A 17,278-nucleotide genomic window follows, 5' to 3' on the forward strand; every position below is an offset into this window, starting at 1 on the left:
GGTACAGCCACCTCAAATCCCACAGAGTTCACGCAACAACCGAGTATCCAAATGCTGTTCCACCAGATCCGCCAGCCGCTCGATGTCCCGCTCGCGCAACCCGTGGTAATCCACCGCCTGCACATTCTGCAACCCGGCCCAGCGCAACAACGCGCTACTGGCCGCCGGTGATTCAAAGAGCCCATGCAGGTAGGTGCCGAACACCTGCCCGTCGAGACTCTGGGCACCGTCGCAACGGCCATCCTGCAGATGCACCGCCGCGTTTTCCAGGGCTGGGCCGGTGGTCACGCCCGCGTGGATCTCATAGCCGCTGACCTCAGCCTCTTCCAAGGCCAATCGCCCGCGCACATTGCGCAATTGCTTCTCGTGCTCCAGCGTCGTTTCAAAATCCAACAAGCCCAGCCCGGCACTGGAACCGGCCGCGCCTTCGAGCCCCAACGGGTCGTGGACCTGCTGGCCGAGCATCTGCAAACCGCCGCAGATGCCCAGCAATTTGCCGCCGTAGCGCAGGTGGCGATTGATCGCCGTTGCCCAACCGTTGGCGCGCAGGTAGGCCAGGTCGCTGCGCACGCTTTTCGAACCGGGCAGGATGATCAGGTCAGCCGGCGGGATGGGCTGGCCGGGGCCGATGAATTGCAAGTCGACCTGCGGGTGCAGGCGCAGTGGATCGAAATCGGTATGGTTGCTGATGCGCGGCAACACCGGCACCACCACCTTGAGCACCTGTTCAGCCTTGTCGGTTTGGCGCTGGTCGAGGCCGTCCTCGGCTTCCAGGTGCAGGTCCATCACGTATGGCAACACGCCGATCACCGGTTTGCCGGTGCGCGCTTCCAGCCAGTCCAGGCCCGGTTGCAGCAAGGCGATGTCGCCGCGAAAACGGTTGATGATGAAGCCCTTGACCCGCGCCTGTTCGCTGGGCGACAGCAGCTCCAGAGTACCGACCAGATGAGCGAACACCCCGCCACGATTGATATCGGCGATCAGCAGCACCGGGCAATCCACCGCCTCGGCAAAACCCATGTTGGCAATGTCGCCGGCACGCAGGTTGATCTCGGCCGGCGAGCCGGCGCCCTCCACCATCACCACCGGATAGGCCGCGCTCAAGCGCGCGTGGGAGGCCAGCACGGCTTGCATCGCGATGGCTTTGTAATCGTGATAGGCCACGGCATTCATGGTGGTCACGGCACGGCCATGGATAATCACCTGGGCGCCGGTGTCGCTGTTGGGCTTGAGCAGCACCGGGTTCATGTCGGTGTGCGGTTCCAGTCCCGCCGCCTGGGCCTGCACCGCCTGGGCGCGGCCGATTTCGCCGCCGTCGGCCGTCACGGCGCTGTTGAGGGCCATGTTCTGCGGCTTGAACGGCACCACGCTTACACCCTGGCGTCGGACCCAGCGGCATAAAGCCGTGACCAAGGTACTTTTACCGGCATCGGACGTGGTGCCCTGCACCATCACTGTGGTCATCGGGTGTCCTTGGCGTAGGTCTCTAAAGCCTGTTCGAGGCGCAGGAATTCGCTGTCGTCGGCTGGCAGTCCGAAGCGCAGGCTGCTGGTGTTGGTAAACAAGCGCAGGAGAATGCCGCGATAGGCCATGAATTCATGAAGCCCCAGGGCATGTTCGGTGACCAGCCATTGGAACAACCCGCAGCCGCCCTGCGGCTTGAAGCCGTGGCGTTCGAGCATCAGCGACAGGTGTTGGCTGGTGGCTTCGCAGCGTTGGCGCTGACGGGCGTGGGCGTCGGTGTCCAGCAGGCACGCCTGGCCCAGCACCCGGGTCGGCCCGCTGACGACCCACGGCCCGACCTGTTCGGCGAGCAACTTGAGCAAGCGGCGCTCGGCCAATACAAACCCCAGGCGAACTCCGGCCAGGCCAAAGAACTTGCCGAACGAGCGCAGCACGATCAACCCGACCTGATGGGTGTGCGCCGCCAGGCTCAGCGCCGGCGTGACGTCCATGAAGGCTTCATCCACTACCAGCCAGCCACCGCGCTGGGCCAGGCGCGCATGCCAGTCCAGCAAGCGCTCGGGCGTCAGGCTCAGGCCCGTGGGATTGTTCGGATTGACCACCACCAGCACGTCGAGGCTGTCGAGAAAGAAATCCACCTCCGACTCCAGCACTTCGCGCACGATGTAGCCGCTGCGGCGCCAGGCTTCGGCGTGCTCGGCATAACAGGGCGACAAGACGCCGACCTTGCCGGCCCGACGCAGGCGCGGCAACAGCTGGATGGCCATCTGCGAACCGGCCACTGGCAGCACGTTCAACGCACCGTAGTAATCGCAGGCGGCCTGTTCCAAGCCGTCATCGGTTTCCGGCAGGCGCGCCCAGGCCCGCAGGGGAATCACCGGGACTTCGAACGGCCAAGGCGCGAGGCCGCTGGACAAGTCGAGCCAATCCGCTTCGGCAATGCCGTATTGCCGGGCTGCGTTGCGCAAGCGACCACCGTGCTCAAGCATAAAACTCAGCTCCCAGGCAGAGAATCAGCAGCCATAACCATACGCCGCGCTGGACCAATTGCCAGCCGCGATCAATGGCGTCGGCACTCGCCGGCACGCCTTCGCCCAGCGCTGGACGTTGATGCAGTTCGCCGTGATAAATCGCCGCCCCGCCCAGCTCGACACCCAGCGCTCCGGCACCGGCGGCCATCACTGGTCCGGCGTTGGGGCTGTCCCAGGTCGGACCCTGGGTGCGCCAGCACTTGAGCGCCAGGCGGGTTTTGCCGAGCAGCGCGTAGGTCAATGCCACCAGGCGCGCCGGAATGTAGTTGAGCACATCGTCGATTTTTGCCGCCGCCCAACCGAAGCGCTCGAAACGTTCGTTGCGATAGCCCCACATGGCGTCGAGGGTATTGCTCAGGCGGTACAACACCACCCCCGGCGCACCGGCCACGGCGAACCAGAACAACGCGGCGAACACCGCGTCGCTGCCATTTTCCAGCACCGATTCGGTGGCGGCGCGGGCCACGGCGGTTTCATCCAGTTCAGCCGTTTCGCGGCTGACCAGATAGCCGACACGCTTGCGCGCCTCGTCCAGATCACCGCTGCGCAACGCCCGCGCCACCGGTTCGACATGTTCACCGAGGCTACGCAGGCCGAGGGCACAGTACAGCGCCAGGATCTCCACCAGCCAGCCCACCATCGGCGCCCACGAAAGGGCCGTGGCGAGCAAGGTCAACGGCACCACGGCGATGAGCCACGCCGTCACCCCATGGCTGCGCCAACCGCGTCCGCCGGAATTGAAGCGCTGTTCGATGCGATCGGCAAAACCGCCGAACGCCACCAGCGGATGCCAGCGCCGGGGCTCGCCCAGCAGCGCATCCAGCGCCACTGCGGCGGCACTGAGCAAGGCCACACTCATGGGCTCACTCCCCAATGGTTTTCATACAGCAGTTCATTGAGCGGACGCGGTTGCGCCCACCCTTCCAGGGCGAGCATCGGCGCCGGGTAAAAACCCTCGACCGGGCCCAGGCAGAGGATCGCCAGCGGCTTGGCCCCGGCGGGCAGGCCCAGCAGGTCGGCCAGGGCCAGGGGCTCGAACAACGACACCCAGCCCATCCCCAACCCTTCGGCCCGGGAGGCCAGCCACAGGTTCTGGATTGCGCAGGACAGCGAGGCCAGGTCCATTTCCGGCAAGGTCCGCCGACCGAAGATGTGCCGCTCGCGGTCCTCCATCAACGCCGCTACCAGCACTTCGGCGCAGTCGTCGATGCCTTCGACCTTGAGCTTCATGAATTCATCGCTGCGCTCGCCCAGGGCCTCGGCGGTGCGAATGCGCTCTTGCTCCACCAATTCGCGGATCTGCCCACGCAAGGCGCGGTCACTGATGCGGATGAAGCGCCACGGTTGCATCAGGCCGACGCTGGGGGCCTGGTGCGCGGCTTCCAGCAGGCGGCGCAGCAAGGCCGGCTCGACCGTGCCACCGGTGAAGTGGCGCATGTCACGGCGCTCGGCGATGGCGCGGTAGATGGCGTCGCGTTCGGCCTGGGAGAAAGCGGTATCGGTCATGGCCTCTTCGCGAGCAAGCTCGCTCCCACATTGGCTAGCGTTGCACTTGAGATCACCGGGTCCCCTGTGGGAGCGAGCTTGCTCGCGATAGCGGCCTCAAGGTCAGGCGCAAACAACGCGGCAATTGCTCTGGGATTGGACGGAAAATAGAAGTGCACATAGGACGCCGTCATCCGCCCCTGCCGGAACACCGCTTCCGCCCCACGCCCGCCGTTGGGGCTATGGCCACGGGCAATCGGTTCAAGTTCGGTGCTGGTCAGCGAATGATGATAGGTATGCCCACGCAGGGTGCCTTCCGGCAAGTCCACCGATTGCAGCGCCAGGGCCGCCAGGCGCTTTTGCATCTGCGCATCGCCGGCCAGCAAACCCAGCAGTTCGGCGCGCACGCCTTCGACATCGGTCAATGAGTCCAGCAGATACAACATGCCGCCGCATTCGGCGAGCAACGGTTTGTCGGCAGCCTGATGAGCACGGATCGCTGCCAGCATTGGCGCGTTCCCGGCCAGCGCAACGTGGTGCAGCTCCGGATAACCGCCAGGCAAATAAAGGCTGTCCGCCTCGGGCAGTTCGCTGTCATGAATCGGCGAAAAGAAACACAACTGCGCGCCCATGGCCCGCAGCAGATCAAGGCTGGCGCCATAGGTGAAGGCAAACGCTTCGTCACGGGCCACAGCGATGCGCACCCCGGCGAGCCACGGCTCAACAGCGATCACCTCAGGCGCGGCGAATGCCACCGCTGGCGGCAACGCCACTTCGCAACTGCCGGCCAGGGCCTCGGCGGCAGCGTCGAGGCGCGCGTCCAAGTCGTTCAACTCGCTGGCCTGGACCAACCCGAGATGACGGCTGGGCAATTCGATGCCGGTTTCCCGGGACAGCGCGCCGTACCAGCGCAGGCCTTCGGTCAGGCTGCCTTCGAGCAATTGCGCGTGGCGCAAGGTGCCGACCCGGTTGGCCAAGACCCCGGCGAACGGCAGGTCCGGTTGATAACGGGCCAGGCCCAGGGCCAGCGCGCCGAAGGTCTGGGCCATGGCCGTGCCGTCGATCACCGCCAGCACCGGCACGCCAAAATGACGCGCCAGGTCGGCGCTCGACGGGGTACCGTCGAACAGCCCCATCACCCCTTCGATCAGGATCAGGTCCGCGTCGGCGGCGGCCTCCCACAACAGCCGCCGGCTTTCCTGCTCACCGACCATCCACATGTCCAATTGATAGACCGGCGCGCCGCTGGCCCGCTCGAGGATCATCGGATCGAGAAAGTCCGGGCCGCATTTGAATACGCGCACCTTGCGTCCCTGGTTGCGATGCAACCGGGCCAGCGCCGCAGTGACGGTGGTCTTGCCCTGGCCCGAGGCCGGCGCGGCGATCAGCACCGCCGGACAATGGCGGCTGGTCATGGCGGGATCGCTCACAGTTCGACGCCTTTCTGCGCCTTGATACCCGCCTGGAACGCGTGCTTGATCATGCCCATTTCAGTCACGGTGTCGGCCAGTTCGATCATCTCGGGCTTGGCACCGCGACCAGTCACCACCACGTGCTGCATCGGTGGACGTGCCTGCAGATCGCTCAGCACCTGATCGAGGTCGAGGTAACCGTACTTGAGGGCAATGTTCAACTCGTCGAGCACCACCAGGCCGATGGACGGATCGCTGAGCAACTGGCGCGAGACCGCCCAGGCGGCTTCGGCGGCGGCGATGTCGCGCTGGCGATCCTGGGTTTCCCAGGTGAAGCCTTCGCCCATGACGTGAAAGCGCACCTGCTCCGGGAAGCGGCGGAAGAACAGTTCTTCACCGGTGCTGTTACGCCCCTTGATGAACTGCACCACGCCGCATTGCATGCCGTGGCCCATGGACCGCGCAAGCATGCCGAACGCCGAGCTGCTCTTGCCCTTGCCGTTGCCCGTCAGCACCAGCAGCAAGCCGCATTCATTCGGCGAGTTGGCGATGCGCTCGTCGATCACGGCTTTCTTGCGCAGCATGCGCGCCAGGTGGCGTTCGTCGCGATCGGACGTGTCGGTGATGAGGGAGTCGGTCATGGGAAGCCTCCGTTTGGGATTGGATAACGGCGGGCGGGCGCAAAAAAAGACGGCAACAAGCCTGGCATCGCCCACCGTGATGCCGTTGGATGAATCAGGCCGGTCTCCGGGCTCATGAGCGGCGTGGTGCCTGGCTGCGCGCCTTCCCATGTCATACGACACAGTGGTGAGTGGCCTGTGTGGCCACAAAGCGCAGCGTTGACTCATTTACCGTTGCGGGGGCAGCGCCGGGTTCGTATGCACTCACCGGCTTCCCTGTTTCACTCTGTCGACCGCAGCCACAGAGCACCTGAAACAAGCGGCGAAGGTTAGAGGGTTGGGGGTGGAGCGTCAATTAAAGCCGCCTGTCGGGGCAATCATTGGCGCCGATCAATAAAATGACGCCAATCTTGTGTGATTCTGCGGCAAATGATATCAAAGCGACATTACGACCCGATATCACAAGAACAAGAGGGCAAAGCATGCAAGGCATGATCATCAGCAATCCAAAATTGGAATTCCTGCGCCCGATGCTGGAACGCTGGTTTGACTGTATCGACCGCTACAATGCGGTGCGTGGCGATAACGACACGCCTTATTGGTTCGACGAAAAAGCCAACCTCGGCTTGCTGTCGGCTGCCGCCTGGATGGCCGAGATGGTCACGCTGCAGAACGCGCCGACCCGCAAGCAGAATGAAGAAGGCGAACGAAACGTCAGCGCCGACCTGTTCATCGCCAGCACCGAGGAGCGCGCCTTCATCCAGGCCACCCAGCGCTGGCCCAAGGTCAACAATCTGAATCTGACCCAGCCACTACAGGAAGCCACCAGCGATGCCAAGCGCATCAGCTACGCCAGCGATCTGAAGCTGGGCTGCCTGTTCGTCTCGCCGCAAAAAGCCCAGCAAAGCGCCACGCCCGAAGAATTGCAGGACATGATCGACGACCTGCAGAAGGAAAACACCTGCGCCGTGGCCTGGTACTTCCCTTACGCCTACCGCAAGTTGCGCAATGAAGCCGGTCACTACCACCCGGGCATCGCCGTGCTGTTCAAACAGGCCCATGGTTGATTCTGCGCAAGGAACTGTGAGAGCCAAGCTTGGCTCTCACAGGAAGTTTGTTTGGCTGGCTGACAGGCCTACCCGCGGTTGAACCATCGCGCGTCTACGCTCCTCTATGAATAACTACATGCATTCATAGGGAAGCCAGCATGCTCAAGCCCGCCCATCTTTTGATCGTCACCCTTGCCGCAGGACTTGTCGCTTGTGGCGAGTCTTCCACCTTGCAAGTGTCCGACGGCACCGGCCCAGCGCCGAAACTGCCTGAACCGAACAAGACCCTGATCCCTACCGTCAACATCGCCGAGGCCATCGGCTGGCCGCAAGGCGCCAAGCCAACCCCGGCCCCGGGCCTGCAAGTGGGCGCGTTCGCTGAAGGACTGGACCATCCACGCTGGCTCTATGTGCTGCCCAATGGCGATGTGCTGGTGGCCGAAACCAACGCCCCGCCCAAGCCGGACGACGCCAAGGGCATCCGTGGCTGGGTGATGAAAAAAGTCATGGGCCGCGCCGGTGCCGGTGTGCCCAGCCCGAATCGCATCACCCTGTTGCGCGACGCCAATCACGACGGCATCGCCGAAACCCGTACGGTGTTCCTGGAAAACCTCAACTCGCCATTCGGCATGACCCTGGTCGGCAATGACCTGTACGTGGCCGATACCGATCGACTGATCCGCTTCCCCTACCAGGAGGGTGATACGCAAATCCAGGCGCAGCCGACCAAGGTCGTTGATCTGCCCGGGGGCACACTCAACCACCACTGGACCAAAAACGTGATTGCCAGCCGCGACGGCAGCAAGCTGTACGTCACCACCGGTTCGAACAGCAACGTCGCGGAAAACGGCATGGAGGCCGAAGAAGGTCGCGCCGCCATCTGGGAAGTGGACCGTGCCAGCGGCAATCACCGCATTTTCGCCTCAGGCCTGCGCAACCCCAACGGCTTGGCCTGGGAACCCCGAAGCGGCGCGCTCTGGACAGCGGTGAACGAGCGGGATGAGATCGGCAGCGACCTGGTGCCGGACTACATCACCTCGGTCAAGGACGGTGCCTTTTATGGCTGGCCCTACAGCTACTATGGGCAGAACGTCGATGTCCGGGTCGAACCACAAAACCCGGCCCTGGTGGCCAAGGCCATCGCCCCGGACTACGCCGTCGGCCCCCACACCGCCTCATTGGGCCTGACCTTCGCCGAGGGCAGCAGCTTGCCCGCACCGTTTACCGAAGGGGCTTTCATCGGCCAGCACGGCTCCTGGAACCGCAAGCCCCACAGTGGTTATAAAGTGATTTTCGTACCGTTCAACGGCGGCAAGCCGGTGGGGCAACCCGTGGATGTGCTGGCCGGCTTCCTCAACGCCGACGAAAAAGCCCAGGGGCGGCCAGTGGGCGTAGTGATCGACAAGCAGGGTGGGTTGTTGGTGGCCGATGATGTGGGGAACAAGATCTGGCGCGTATCAGGTAAATAAAGCGACACCCCCTTGTGGCCAGGGGATTTACTCCTGACCTGTGGGAGCAAGGCTTGCCCGCGATGAAGGCGATGCGGTCTCTCAGAGATCGAGCCGCCTGTTTCGCGAGCATGCTTTGCTCCCACAGATCAGGAAAACAACAACTCAGGGATTGCGCGCCAGATGCTCCGGCTGCAGCACACGCTTGGCGCCTAGGTAGGCTTTCTGCCAATAGGCCTTGGACAAACTATCGAGCTTGACCGTACCACCCGTAGCCGGTGCATGGACAAAGCGCCCCTCGCCGACATAGATCCCGGCATGGCTGACCTGGGAGCCACCGTTGGTGGCGAAGAAAACCAGGTCACCGGTCTGCAACGCGTCCTTACCCACTTCTGGCGCCCGCATGCTGATCATTTCACGCGTGGAACGTGGCAGGGCAATACCGGCGGCGTCTCGGTACACATAACCAATCAAGCCACTGCAATCGAAGCCTGAATCCGGCGTGTTGCCGCCCCAACGATAAGGCGTACCCACCAAACCCAGCGCCCGGAAGAGCACATCTTCGGCGACCGGGGAAAAGGGTTGCGAGGGGGCAAAGACCACCGGAGCCCGCACTGGAACAGGCGGCGGAGTGCGGCTGGCGCACGCACTGAGCAGCGCGGCGAGGAACATGAGTGCGAGGCGGGCCGACGTCGACATATGCAGAACAATCCTGATCTGGATGCGGCTTTTCTGCCGTGGGCATGAAAACAAATCCGCCTGCGGAGTACGCAGGCGGATTGCCATCAATCAATGATCAAGGATTCTAGCGGCTATGCAGCAAACTTCAAGTAAGACTTTAAGTTTGCCTTACAAACTGTGTGCTTACTTGCGAGCGGTGACCACCGTCGGGGCCATGGCGAGGGCGCGCTTGGCTTCGATGAAGGTCTTGCTCCAGTAGCTGTCGCCCAGGCTGTCGATCCGCACGCCACCGCTGCGGCGGCTGCTGGAATGGATGAACTGGTTGTCGCCCAGGTAGATACCGGCGTGACTGACGCGACCGCGACGACCGTTGGTGCTGAAGAACAGCAGGTCACCGGGCTCCAACTGGTTACGTGCGACCAGAGGGGCGTTCACGTTGATCATTTCGCGAGTGGAGCGCGGCAGGTTCATGCCGGCCTCTTCGCGGAACAGATAACCGATGAAACCACTGCAATCGAAGCCGGCTTCAGAGGTACCGCCAAAACGGTAGCGGGTACCGATCAACGACATACCGCGTTCCAGGATGCTGTCAGCCAGTACTGGAAGCTGGTAAGGCTTGCTGCCGGCGAAGGCGGCGAGTTCTTTGTCGGAGGCCATTTCTTCCTGGAACGCAACGGAGGAAGACTGGGCGGTAACGGTATTCTTGACCTGTGGTTGTTGCTCTTGCTGGGTCACTGGAGAGTGGGCAGCGCAACCAAACAACAGGGTAACGAGTGCGAGAGGCACGAGGGGTGCGAAGCGATTTAGCATGGGCACGACCGTGGCTGAAGTAGTAAAGATGGCGAGACTATGCCTTCTATCAACCTCATTTGCAAATTCAATCGATGCAAATGTGACTTCTCGGTTTTACGTTTACATCTAAGCGCTTAAGCCCATTTTGAACGTCACGTGGCCTGCCGCCCAGCAGGACCGCGGGTTTCGCCGCGCCCAGAGAAGGCCAAGAGCCACTACCTGCAACGGTTCTACCAGCCCAGAGTTTCTTTCAAAAAAGGAATAGTCAGTTTGCGCTGGGCCTGGAGTGAGGCCTGGTCGAGGCGTTCGAGCAGTTCGAACAACGCGCTCATGCTGCGGGTACCACGGGTGAGGATGAAATGCCCGACTTCGTCGGTCAGGTGTAGGCCACGCCGAGAAGCGCGCAACTGCAAGGCACGGAGCTTGTCTTCGTCGGACAGCGGGCGCATCTGAAAAATCAGCGCCAGGGTGAGACGGGACTTGAGGTCCGCCAGCTTCACCGGCAACTCCCGTGGCGACGTCGACGCGGCGATCAGCAAGCGCCGACCGCTGTCGCGCAACCGATTGAACAGGTGAAACAGCGCTTCTTCCCAGTCAGCCTTGCCGGCCACGGCCTGGAGATCGTCCAGGCAGACCAGTTCGTACTGTTCGAGGTTATCGAGGATCTCAACGCCGCGATCGAGCAACTCGGCCAACGGCAGGTACACCGCCGGTTCGCCCAATTGCTCGAACCGCAGGCATGCGGCCTGCAACAGATGCGTGCGCCCTACCCCGTCCTTGCCCCACAGATAGATCAGGCTTTCGGTCCAGCCGGCGTCGGCTTCGCAAAGCCGCTCGACATAGCCGAGTGCAGCGGCATTGGCGCCTGGGTAGTAGTTGATAAAGGTGGCGTCATCACGCAGACGCACACCTAGGGGCAGCTGAATCGGTTTCATGCGGACTGAACAGTTCCCAAGGAACCGTTAGTGGCCTCTGTGTGAAGTGCGCAAAGTTTATACCCGTGGCGCGGACCGCACAATGCGCCGGACCACGAGCAAAATCAAAGGTTTGCAGCGGCAAGGGCACGGAGCGTCAGTTTCCCTGACACCCCGCCTGTTATTTGCCCTATAGGTCGGGGTCTTCGACGCCGCTGTAGATGTCCGAATCCTTGTACAGATCGTGCATATGCCGCACCAGCACCATGATCACCGCCGCCACCGGCAGCGCCAGCAGGATCCCGGTGAAGCCGAACAATTCGCCCCCTGCCAGGATCGCAAAGATCACCGCCACCGGATGCAGGCCAATGCGGTCGCCCACCAGCAGCGGCGTCAGCACCATGCCTTCCAGGGCCTGGCCGACCATGAACACCGCGACGATGCCCACCATCGGATACAGGTCGCCGCCGAACTGGAACAACCCGGCGACCAATGCCGCGCCAATCCCAATCACAAAGCCCATGTATGGCACGATGGCCGCCAGCCCGGCGATCAAGCCGATCAACAGCCCCAGCTCCAGCCCGACCAACATCAGCCCTGCCGCATAGATGAAACCCAGGGCCACCATCACCAGCAGTTGCCCGCGCACGAACGCCCCCAGCACTTCATGGCATTCGCCGGTCAGGGTCATGATGCGTTCTTCGCGATGACGCGGCAGCAGGCTGCGGATCTTGGCCATCATCAAGTCCCAGTCCCGCAGCAGATAGAAGGCCACCACCGGAATCAGCACCAGGTTTGCCAACCAACCGATCAACGCCAGACCCGAGGCCGTGGCCTGGCTCAACACCACGCCAACGATGTCAGTGGTCTGGCCCATGTGCTCGCTGATGGCCGCCTTGACCTTGTCGAACTTCCAGAAACCGTCCGCCAACCCCAGCTTCGACTGCACCCACGGCACCGCGCTGTGCTGCAACCAATCGAGCATCTGCGGCGCCAATTCGTACAGGCGCACCAGTTGCTTGGCGAGCATCGGGATCAGCACCAGCAGCAGCGCGTTCACAATCAAGGTGAACAGCGCAAACACCGCCACCACGCCCCAGGTTCGCGACAGGCCGAGTTTTTCCAGGCGATCCACCACCGGATCGAACAGGTAGGCCAACAGCAAGGCAACCAGGAACGGCGTAAGGATCGGATGCAGCAAATAGATAAGCGCAATCAGCAGGGCAACCCCGCCCAACCAGAACCAACGCCGCGTATCGCCCATGAACCACTCCTAGCTATATAAAGAAAGAAAACCTACCAGCGGAACCGCAGATTGGCTGCCGGCGCAGGCACAGGTGCTGCAACCGGGGCCGAGCCATCGGCGGCGGGCGTTGCCACCGGCACTGGCGCGACAGCCTCGCCGGGTGGAATTTCCTGCAGTTTAGCCAAGGCCAACTGTGCCTTCAGTTGTTCGGAACTGCCCTTGACCCGATAGACGATCCGGTCCCCTTCAACCTGCTGCAGTTGCCCACCGAACGGTTCGAGCAGACGCCCCAGCTCCGCGTAGCGCTCCAGGTTCATGCCCTGCACTTCCAGCAGTTGCTCGGTGGCCACGCCCGGCTTGGCGACGAAGCGCGGCGCCAGACGTTGATTCACCGCGAGCATCACCGCATCGGCCAGGGCCGCCGGATCGGCGCCCTGGGCAGAGCCCTGCTCGCGCTGATCCCCCAGCCACAGGCGCCAGGTGCCGTGCCACTGCCCGCCCTCTTCCTTGGCGTGGACTGCCAGCAAGGCGTCTGTCGCGTAGCGCTCCGAGGCATCGCGCAAAGGCGCCGGGTCGCTGCCTTCCAGGTTCGGTGCGGTGGCAACGATCTGCTCGCTCAAATCCGCCAGCGGCAGGTGCAGGGCCAGGCCCCGATGCTGCGCGGCGCGCCGCAGTGGCGTGGCGCTGGCCTGGCCATCGCCCACCAGACTGGAGCCTTCGGCCGAGTCGTTCAGCCACCAGCCGAGGATCGATGGCCGGTTCGCGCTCCACAGCGACAAGCCTGCCGAACGCAATGCCCGGTCGGTGCTCGCCGGGTCGAAGTCCACCTTGAGGCTTTCCGGTGGACCAGCGTCGTAGCCATATTGAAGAATGATCTGTTGCGGGTCCTGGCGGATCGCTGCCAGACCAGGATTCTGGGCCGCCTTGGCGTCGCCGGTCAGGCGCAGCACCAGCGTATCCAGGGCACGCAGCGTCGCCTGGTTGCGCTCCTCCGGGGTCTGGCTGGCGACCGGTTCGAGCACTTGGTAGAGGCCATTGACGGTTTCGGCATGACTCGCCAGGCTGATCAGCGACAAGCAGCCCACAGACAAGAATTTGAACAAACGCATGGAAGATTCCCGGACATAACGGCTGGAACAGGCCGTGTGAAGAAGATTGAGCATGGCTGTGACCACAGCACCCGGCAAAACATTCACACGCCCGGTGGAAGTTTCGCACTGTCATCACCATAACCGGTTACCGCTACACCTTATACAGACGCGCTACGCAGTACCAATATAAGAAATATCGGTTTTTTTCCGTGGATATGTCCCTGCCCGTCGGCGCGAGGATGGCCGCTGCCCCTCAAGCCTGATAAAATCGCGCGCCTTCGCAGACCGGCAATGGCTGGGCTCCCGGAATAATTCGTACAACGGTTATTCAATGGCCCCGGCGTCGGTCGTTACCCAGAAATCCCCCCTAAAGGCCTGGATCATGAGCAAGCAACCCTCCCTGAGCTACAAGGACGCCGGTGTAGACATCGACGCCGGTGAAGCATTGGTCGAACGCATCAAGAGCGTCGCCAAGCGCACTGCGCGTCCGGAAGTCATGGGCGGCCTGGGCGGTTTCGGCGCCCTCTGCGAGATCCCGGCCGGCTACAAGCAACCGGTCCTGGTCTCGGGCACCGACGGCGTCGGCACCAAGCTGCGCCTGGCCCTGAACCTGAACAAGCACGACAGCATCGGCATCGACCTGGTGGCCATGTGCGTGAACGACCTGGTGGTCTGCGGCGCCGAGCCGCTGTTCTTCCTCGACTACTACGCCACCGGCAAGCTCAACGTCGACACCGCCGCCCAGGTCGTGACCGGCATCGGCGCCGGCTGTGAGCTGTCCGGCTGCTCCCTGGTCGGCGGCGAAACCGCTGAAATGCCTGGCATGTACGAAGGCGAAGACTACGACCTGGCCGGCTTCTGCGTCGGCGTCGTGGAAAAGACCGAGATCATCGACGGCTCGAAAGTCGCCGCTGGTGATGCCCTGCTCGCCCTGCCGTCCTCCGGCCCGCACTCCAATGGCTACTCGCTGATCCGCAAGATCATCGAAGTCTCGGGTGCCGACATCGAAAACACCCAGCTCGACGGCAAGCCACTGGCCGACCTGCTGATGGCCCCGACCCGCATCTACGTCAAGCCGCTGCTCAAGCTGATCAAGGACACCGGCGCCGTCAAGGCCATGGCCCACATCACCGGTGGTGGCCTGCTGGACAACATCCCGCGCGTGCTGCCAAAAGGTGCCCAGGCCGTGGTCGACGTGGCGAGCTGGACCCGCCCGGCGGTGTTCGACTGGCTGCAAGAGAAAGGCAACGTCGATGAAACCGAAATGCACCGCGTGCTGAACTGCGGCGTGGGCATGGTCATCTGCGTGGCCCAGGAGCACGTCGAGACGGCCCTGAACGTACTGCGTGAAGCCGGCGAGCAGCCTTGGGTCATCGGTCAGATCGCCACCGCGGCCGAAGGCGCTGCACAGGTCGAGCTGAAAAACCTTAAGGCGCACTGATGTCCGCAACCTGTGACGTGGTGGTGCTGCTGTCCGGCACCGGCAGTAACTTGCAGGCCTTGATCGACAGCACGCGGACCGGCGACAGCCCGGTCCGTATCCGCGCGGTGATTTCCAACCGCGCCGATGCCTACGGCCTGCAACGCGCCAAGGAGGCGGGGATCGACACCCGTGTCCTGGATCACAAGGCGTTCGAGGGCCGCGAAGCCTTCGACGCTGCGCTGATCGAACAGATCGACACCTTCAATCCGCAACTGGTGGTACTCGCTGGCTTCATGCGCATCCTCAGCGCTGGCTTCGTGCGTCACTACCAGGGCCGCCTGTTCAATATCCATCCCTCGCTGCTGCCCAAATACAAAGGGTTACACACTCACCAGCGGGCGCTGGAGGCCGGAGACACGGAGCACGGCTGCTCTGTGCACTTTGTCACCGAGGAACTCGATGGCGGACCACTGGTCGTACAGGCAGTAATACCGGTAGAGTTGCACGACACGCCGCAAAGCCTGGCGCAACGGGTTCACGCCCGCGAGCACCAGATCTACCCGATGGCCGTGCGTTGGTTTGCCGAAGGAAGGCTGACCCTCGACGATCGCGGTGCCTCACTGGACGGCCAGTTGCTCGCCGCCAGCGGCCATTTGATTCGATACTAGGAGATTTTATGCGTCGCGCCCTGCTCTTCGCTTGCGCTCTGCTCGCCTTGCCCCTGGCACAGGCCGCAGAACTACAACCGTTCTCCGCCAGCTACACCGCCGACTGGAAACAGTTGCCCATGAGCGGCACTGCCGAGCGCAGCCTGACCAAGGAAGCCAACGGCACCTGGAAGCTGAGCTTCAAGGCTTCGATGATGATCGCCAGCCTGACCGAAGAAAGCACCCTGACCCTGGACAAGGACACGCTGCTGCCACAGTCCTACCACTTCGAACGCGGTGGCCTGGGCAAAGCCAAGAAGGCCGACCTGGACTTCGACTGGAACACCAAGATGGTCACCGGCACCGATCGCGGCGACGCGGTCAAGCTGCCGCTCAACCGTGGCATGGTCGATAAATCCACCTATCAACTGGCCCTGCAACACGACGTGGCGGCCGGCAAGAAAAGCATGAGCTATCAGGTCGTCGATGATGGCGAAGTCGATACCTATGACTTCCGCGTGCTGGGTTCGGAAAAAGTCGACACCAAGGCCGGCCAGATCGACGCCATCAAGGTCGAGCGCGTGCGCGACCCGACGCAAAGCAAGCGCATCACCGTGCTCTGGTTCGCCAAGGACTGGGATTACCTGCTTGTACGCCTGCAACAGGTCGAGACCGACGGCAAGGAGTACAACATCATGCTCCTGGACGGCACGGTCAACGGCAAGGCTGTGAAAGGCAGCTGATCGACGCCGACAACAAGAAGCCCCGCCGATGCGGGGCTTTTTATTGCCCGGATTTCATGACCACCCACAGGGGTTGCGCTTTCACTCAGGTTTGCCGCTGCAACATGAAAATTTCTTCATGAAAAACCACCTGCGACCGAATGCCGCGCACTGCCTGGCCTGCAGGACGGATGCGCTTTCCATGAAAACTTCTTAACACGCCAAAGCATTTACTTAGCACGCTACCAAAATCTATAACAAAGCCCTGCACACGCCTTGCTGCAGATAACAGAGATTGGAGCTTGCAAGATGACTGTGAAAGTAACTGAACGCGACGACGCCCACATGTCCCACGAAGGGATTGCCGCCGGTATCCGGATCTGGGATGTGCATCAACAGGATTTGCTGGTGGGGATGTTCCACTCCGAAACGGACGCTCACAGCTACAAGGCCGAGCTGGAGCGTGAGGAATGGCAGCGCTCGCGTGAGACCGCAGAGTCCTGAGCGACGAAAACACCTGTGGGGTCTGTGGGCCTGTGTGGGCCTGTGGGAGCAAAGCTTGCTCGCGATAGCGGAGTGTCAGCCTGTAAAAATGTCGCCTGATACTCCGCTATCGCGAGCAAGCTTTGCTCCCACAGATCTCATAGATCCCTACAGATATTCCCTCAGGCCTTCCACAGGCTTTGTGTTCAGCTCAAAGGCTGCGCCCCGCTTACCACATCAAATCATCAGGAATCTGATACGCCGCATACGGATCATCAGCATCCACTTCTTCGGTCTGGGTGTTGAGCTGGACGATGCGCTGGGGGTCGCGCTCCTGGATCTTCAGGGCCGCCTCGCGCGGGATCACTTCGTAGCCGCCAGCATGGTGGACAATCGCCAGCGAGCCACTGCTCAGCTTGTTGCGCATCAGAGTGTTGACCGAGATGCGCTTGACCTTCTTGTCGTCGACGAAGTTGTAATAGTCCTCAGTGGTCAGCTTCGGCAGGCGCGAGACTTCGATCAATTGCTTGATCTGCGCGGCCCGAGCCTTCTGCTCGACCTTTTCCTGCTGCTGACGGTTGAGTTCCTGGTCGCGCTTGACCTTCTCGGCCATGGCCTCCTGGGCGGCGCGCTGCTGGGAGTCATCCAGTTCGATCTGGCCTTTATGGGCCAGGCGTTGCTGCTTCTGTTTCTCTTTGCCGACCTGCTTGGCCTGCTTTTGGTTGACCAGCCCTGCTTTGAGCAACTGGTCGCGAAGGGAAAGGCTCATG

General features: G+C 62.4%; 18 protein-coding genes and 1 riboswitch. Of the genes, 6 read left to right on the forward strand and 12 right to left on the reverse strand.

All coding sequences use genetic code 11. The features are described from left to right. Positions 1-12 precede the first annotated feature (12 nt). Genes Q7F16_RS15870 through cobO form a run of 6 tightly spaced genes read right to left on the reverse strand, consistent with a single transcriptional unit; the run spans position 13 to position 6,033 of the window. A complete protein-coding gene (locus tag Q7F16_RS15870) occupies positions 13-1,464 on the reverse strand; it encodes a cobyric acid synthase (RefSeq protein WP_409557023.1) in 1,452 nt (483 codons plus the stop codon). Further along, positions 1,461-2,453, reverse strand: coding sequence for a threonine-phosphate decarboxylase CobD (gene cobD, locus Q7F16_RS15875; RefSeq protein ID WP_409557022.1), 993 nt, complete (start codon positions 2,451-2,453; stop codon positions 1,461-1,463). Before cobD ends, Q7F16_RS15870 begins: the two co-directional genes overlap by 4 nt. Next, positions 2,446-3,354, reverse strand: a complete 909-nt coding sequence (gene cbiB / locus Q7F16_RS15880; RefSeq protein WP_046062511.1) for an adenosylcobinamide-phosphate synthase CbiB — start codon at positions 3,352-3,354, stop codon at positions 2,446-2,448. Before cbiB ends, cobD begins: the two co-directional genes overlap by 8 nt. Then, positions 3,351-4,001 (reverse strand): 5,6-dimethylbenzimidazole synthase, encoded by a 651-nt coding sequence (bluB, locus tag Q7F16_RS15885; RefSeq protein WP_409557021.1) that lies wholly within the window; start codon positions 3,999-4,001, stop codon positions 3,351-3,353. The genes cbiB and bluB overlap by 4 nt, the downstream gene beginning before the upstream one ends. Beyond that, positions 3,998-5,395 (reverse strand): cobyrinate a,c-diamide synthase, encoded by a 1,398-nt coding sequence (locus tag Q7F16_RS15890; RefSeq protein ID WP_046062680.1) that lies wholly within the window; start codon positions 5,393-5,395, stop codon positions 3,998-4,000. Before Q7F16_RS15890 ends, bluB begins: the two co-directional genes overlap by 4 nt. 11 nt (positions 5,396-5,406) lie before the next feature. Next, complete coding sequence (gene cobO / locus Q7F16_RS15895; RefSeq protein ID WP_409557020.1) at positions 5,407-6,033, reverse strand: cob(I)yrinic acid a,c-diamide adenosyltransferase; 627 nt, start codon at positions 6,031-6,033, stop codon at positions 5,407-5,409. An 80-nt stretch (positions 6,034-6,113) separates the two neighbouring features. After that, positions 6,114-6,341, reverse strand: a riboswitch (cobalamin riboswitch). 153 nt (positions 6,342-6,494) lie between these two features. On the opposite strand from cobO, the gene Q7F16_RS15900 reads away from it, so the two are divergent. Both Q7F16_RS15900 and Q7F16_RS15905 read left to right on the forward strand, forming a co-directional pair. Continuing rightward, positions 6,495-7,079 carry a hypothetical protein gene (locus Q7F16_RS15900; RefSeq protein ID WP_409557019.1) on the forward strand — a complete coding sequence of 195 codons (585 nt, stop codon included), beginning with the start codon at positions 6,495-6,497 and terminating at the stop codon, positions 7,077-7,079. Positions 7,080-7,219: 140 nt separating this feature from the next. Then, positions 7,220-8,530: a PQQ-dependent sugar dehydrogenase gene (locus Q7F16_RS15905; RefSeq protein ID WP_046062513.1), complete on the forward strand. Its 1,311-nt coding sequence runs from the start codon at positions 7,220-7,222 to the stop codon at positions 8,528-8,530. A gap of 144 nt (positions 8,531-8,674) precedes the next feature. Here Q7F16_RS15905 and Q7F16_RS15910 read toward each other — a convergent pair whose 3' ends face one another. The 5 genes from Q7F16_RS15910 to Q7F16_RS15930 all read right to left on the reverse strand — a co-directional run bounded on the left by Q7F16_RS15910 (position 8,675) and on the right by Q7F16_RS15930 (position 13,251). Further along, positions 8,675-9,208, reverse strand: a complete 534-nt coding sequence (locus tag Q7F16_RS15910) for a C40 family peptidase (protein WP_046062514.1) — start codon at positions 9,206-9,208, stop codon at positions 8,675-8,677. A 165-nt stretch (positions 9,209-9,373) separates the two neighbouring features. Further along, the gene (locus Q7F16_RS15915) at positions 9,374-10,000 is read right to left on the reverse strand and encodes a C40 family peptidase (RefSeq protein WP_046062515.1); all 627 of its coding nucleotides are present in this window, start codon (positions 9,998-10,000) and stop codon (positions 9,374-9,376) included. 212 nt (positions 10,001-10,212) lie between these two features. Then, positions 10,213-10,917, reverse strand: a complete 705-nt coding sequence (hda, locus tag Q7F16_RS15920) for a DnaA regulatory inactivator Hda (RefSeq protein ID WP_003178999.1) — start codon at positions 10,915-10,917, stop codon at positions 10,213-10,215. Positions 10,918-11,086: 169 nt separating this feature from the next. Then, positions 11,087-12,160, reverse strand: a complete 1,074-nt coding sequence (locus Q7F16_RS15925; RefSeq protein ID WP_409557018.1) for an AI-2E family transporter — start codon at positions 12,158-12,160, stop codon at positions 11,087-11,089. Between the two features lie 32 nt (positions 12,161-12,192). Then, positions 12,193-13,251, reverse strand: coding sequence for a DUF2066 domain-containing protein (locus tag Q7F16_RS15930; RefSeq protein ID WP_409557017.1), 1,059 nt, complete (start codon positions 13,249-13,251; stop codon positions 12,193-12,195). A gap of 364 nt (positions 13,252-13,615) precedes the next feature. Here Q7F16_RS15930 and purM point away from each other — a divergent pair, with 364 nt between their 5' ends. From purM to Q7F16_RS15950, 4 genes are all read left to right on the forward strand, one after another. After that, on the forward strand, positions 13,616-14,674 hold the full coding sequence (gene purM, locus Q7F16_RS15935; RefSeq protein WP_409557016.1) for a phosphoribosylformylglycinamidine cyclo-ligase: 1,059 nt from the start codon (positions 13,616-13,618) through the stop codon (positions 14,672-14,674). Further along, positions 14,674-15,324 carry a phosphoribosylglycinamide formyltransferase gene (gene purN / locus Q7F16_RS15940; RefSeq protein WP_014339750.1) on the forward strand — a complete coding sequence of 217 codons (651 nt, stop codon included), beginning with the start codon at positions 14,674-14,676 and terminating at the stop codon, positions 15,322-15,324. The genes purM and purN overlap by 1 nt, the downstream gene beginning before the upstream one ends. An 8-nt stretch (positions 15,325-15,332) precedes the next feature. Next, positions 15,333-16,046, forward strand: a complete 714-nt coding sequence (locus Q7F16_RS15945) for a DUF3108 domain-containing protein (RefSeq protein WP_014339751.1) — start codon at positions 15,333-15,335, stop codon at positions 16,044-16,046. A gap of 288 nt (positions 16,047-16,334) precedes the next feature. Further along, positions 16,335-16,529 (forward strand): hypothetical protein, encoded by a 195-nt coding sequence (locus Q7F16_RS15950; RefSeq protein WP_003204666.1) that lies wholly within the window; start codon positions 16,335-16,337, stop codon positions 16,527-16,529. Positions 16,530-16,737: 208 nt separating this feature from the next. Here Q7F16_RS15950 and Q7F16_RS15955 read toward each other — a convergent pair whose 3' ends face one another. Continuing rightward, positions 16,738-17,277, reverse strand: coding sequence for a DUF2058 domain-containing protein (locus Q7F16_RS15955; RefSeq protein ID WP_003204668.1), 540 nt, complete (start codon positions 17,275-17,277; stop codon positions 16,738-16,740). Position 17,278: the final 1 nt, after the last annotated feature.

This window comes from Pseudomonas sp. Lb2C2, from assembly GCF_052112205.1.
Lineage (GTDB): Bacteria > Pseudomonadota > Gammaproteobacteria > Pseudomonadales > Pseudomonadaceae > Aquipseudomonas > Aquipseudomonas kilonensis.

What these genes read in the sequence shown, in the direction of transcription:
- Q7F16_RS15870 (WP_409557023.1), bottom strand. Translation starts at nt 1,464, where the DNA reads ATGACCACAGTGATGGTGCAGGGCACCACGTCCGATGCCGGTAAAAGT.
- cobD (WP_409557022.1), bottom strand. Translation starts at nt 2,453, where the DNA reads ATGCTTGAGCACGGTGGTCGCTTGCGCAACGCAGCCCGGCAATACGGC.
- cbiB (WP_046062511.1), bottom strand. Translation starts at nt 3,354, where the DNA reads ATGAGTGTGGCCTTGCTCAGTGCCGCCGCAGTGGCGCTGGATGCGCTG.
- bluB (WP_409557021.1), bottom strand. Translation starts at nt 4,001, where the DNA reads ATGACCGATACCGCTTTCTCCCAGGCCGAACGCGACGCCATCTACCGC.
- Q7F16_RS15890 (WP_046062680.1), bottom strand. Translation starts at nt 5,395, where the DNA reads ATGACCAGCCGCCATTGTCCGGCGGTGCTGATCGCCGCGCCGGCCTCG.
- cobO (WP_409557020.1), bottom strand. Translation starts at nt 6,033, where the DNA reads ATGACCGACTCCCTCATCACCGACACGTCCGATCGCGACGAACGCCAC.
- Q7F16_RS15900 (WP_409557019.1), top strand. Translation starts at nt 6,495, where the DNA reads ATGCAAGGCATGATCATCAGCAATCCAAAATTGGAATTCCTGCGCCCG.
- Q7F16_RS15905 (WP_046062513.1), top strand. Translation starts at nt 7,220, where the DNA reads ATGCTCAAGCCCGCCCATCTTTTGATCGTCACCCTTGCCGCAGGACTT.
- Q7F16_RS15910 (WP_046062514.1), bottom strand. Translation starts at nt 9,208, where the DNA reads ATGTCGACGTCGGCCCGCCTCGCACTCATGTTCCTCGCCGCGCTGCTC.
- Q7F16_RS15915 (WP_046062515.1), bottom strand. Translation starts at nt 10,000, where the DNA reads ATGCTAAATCGCTTCGCACCCCTCGTGCCTCTCGCACTCGTTACCCTG.
- hda (WP_003178999.1), bottom strand. Translation starts at nt 10,917, where the DNA reads ATGAAACCGATTCAGCTGCCCCTAGGTGTGCGTCTGCGTGATGACGCC.
- Q7F16_RS15925 (WP_409557018.1), bottom strand. Translation starts at nt 12,160, where the DNA reads ATGGGCGATACGCGGCGTTGGTTCTGGTTGGGCGGGGTTGCCCTGCTG.
- Q7F16_RS15930 (WP_409557017.1), bottom strand. Translation starts at nt 13,251, where the DNA reads ATGCGTTTGTTCAAATTCTTGTCTGTGGGCTGCTTGTCGCTGATCAGC.
- purM (WP_409557016.1), top strand. Translation starts at nt 13,616, where the DNA reads ATGAGCAAGCAACCCTCCCTGAGCTACAAGGACGCCGGTGTAGACATC.
- purN (WP_014339750.1), top strand. Translation starts at nt 14,674, where the DNA reads ATGTCCGCAACCTGTGACGTGGTGGTGCTGCTGTCCGGCACCGGCAGT.
- Q7F16_RS15945 (WP_014339751.1), top strand. Translation starts at nt 15,333, where the DNA reads ATGCGTCGCGCCCTGCTCTTCGCTTGCGCTCTGCTCGCCTTGCCCCTG.
- Q7F16_RS15950 (WP_003204666.1), top strand. Translation starts at nt 16,335, where the DNA reads ATGACTGTGAAAGTAACTGAACGCGACGACGCCCACATGTCCCACGAA.
- Q7F16_RS15955 (WP_003204668.1), bottom strand. Translation starts at nt 17,277, where the DNA reads ATGAGCCTTTCCCTTCGCGACCAGTTGCTCAAAGCAGGGCTGGTCAAC.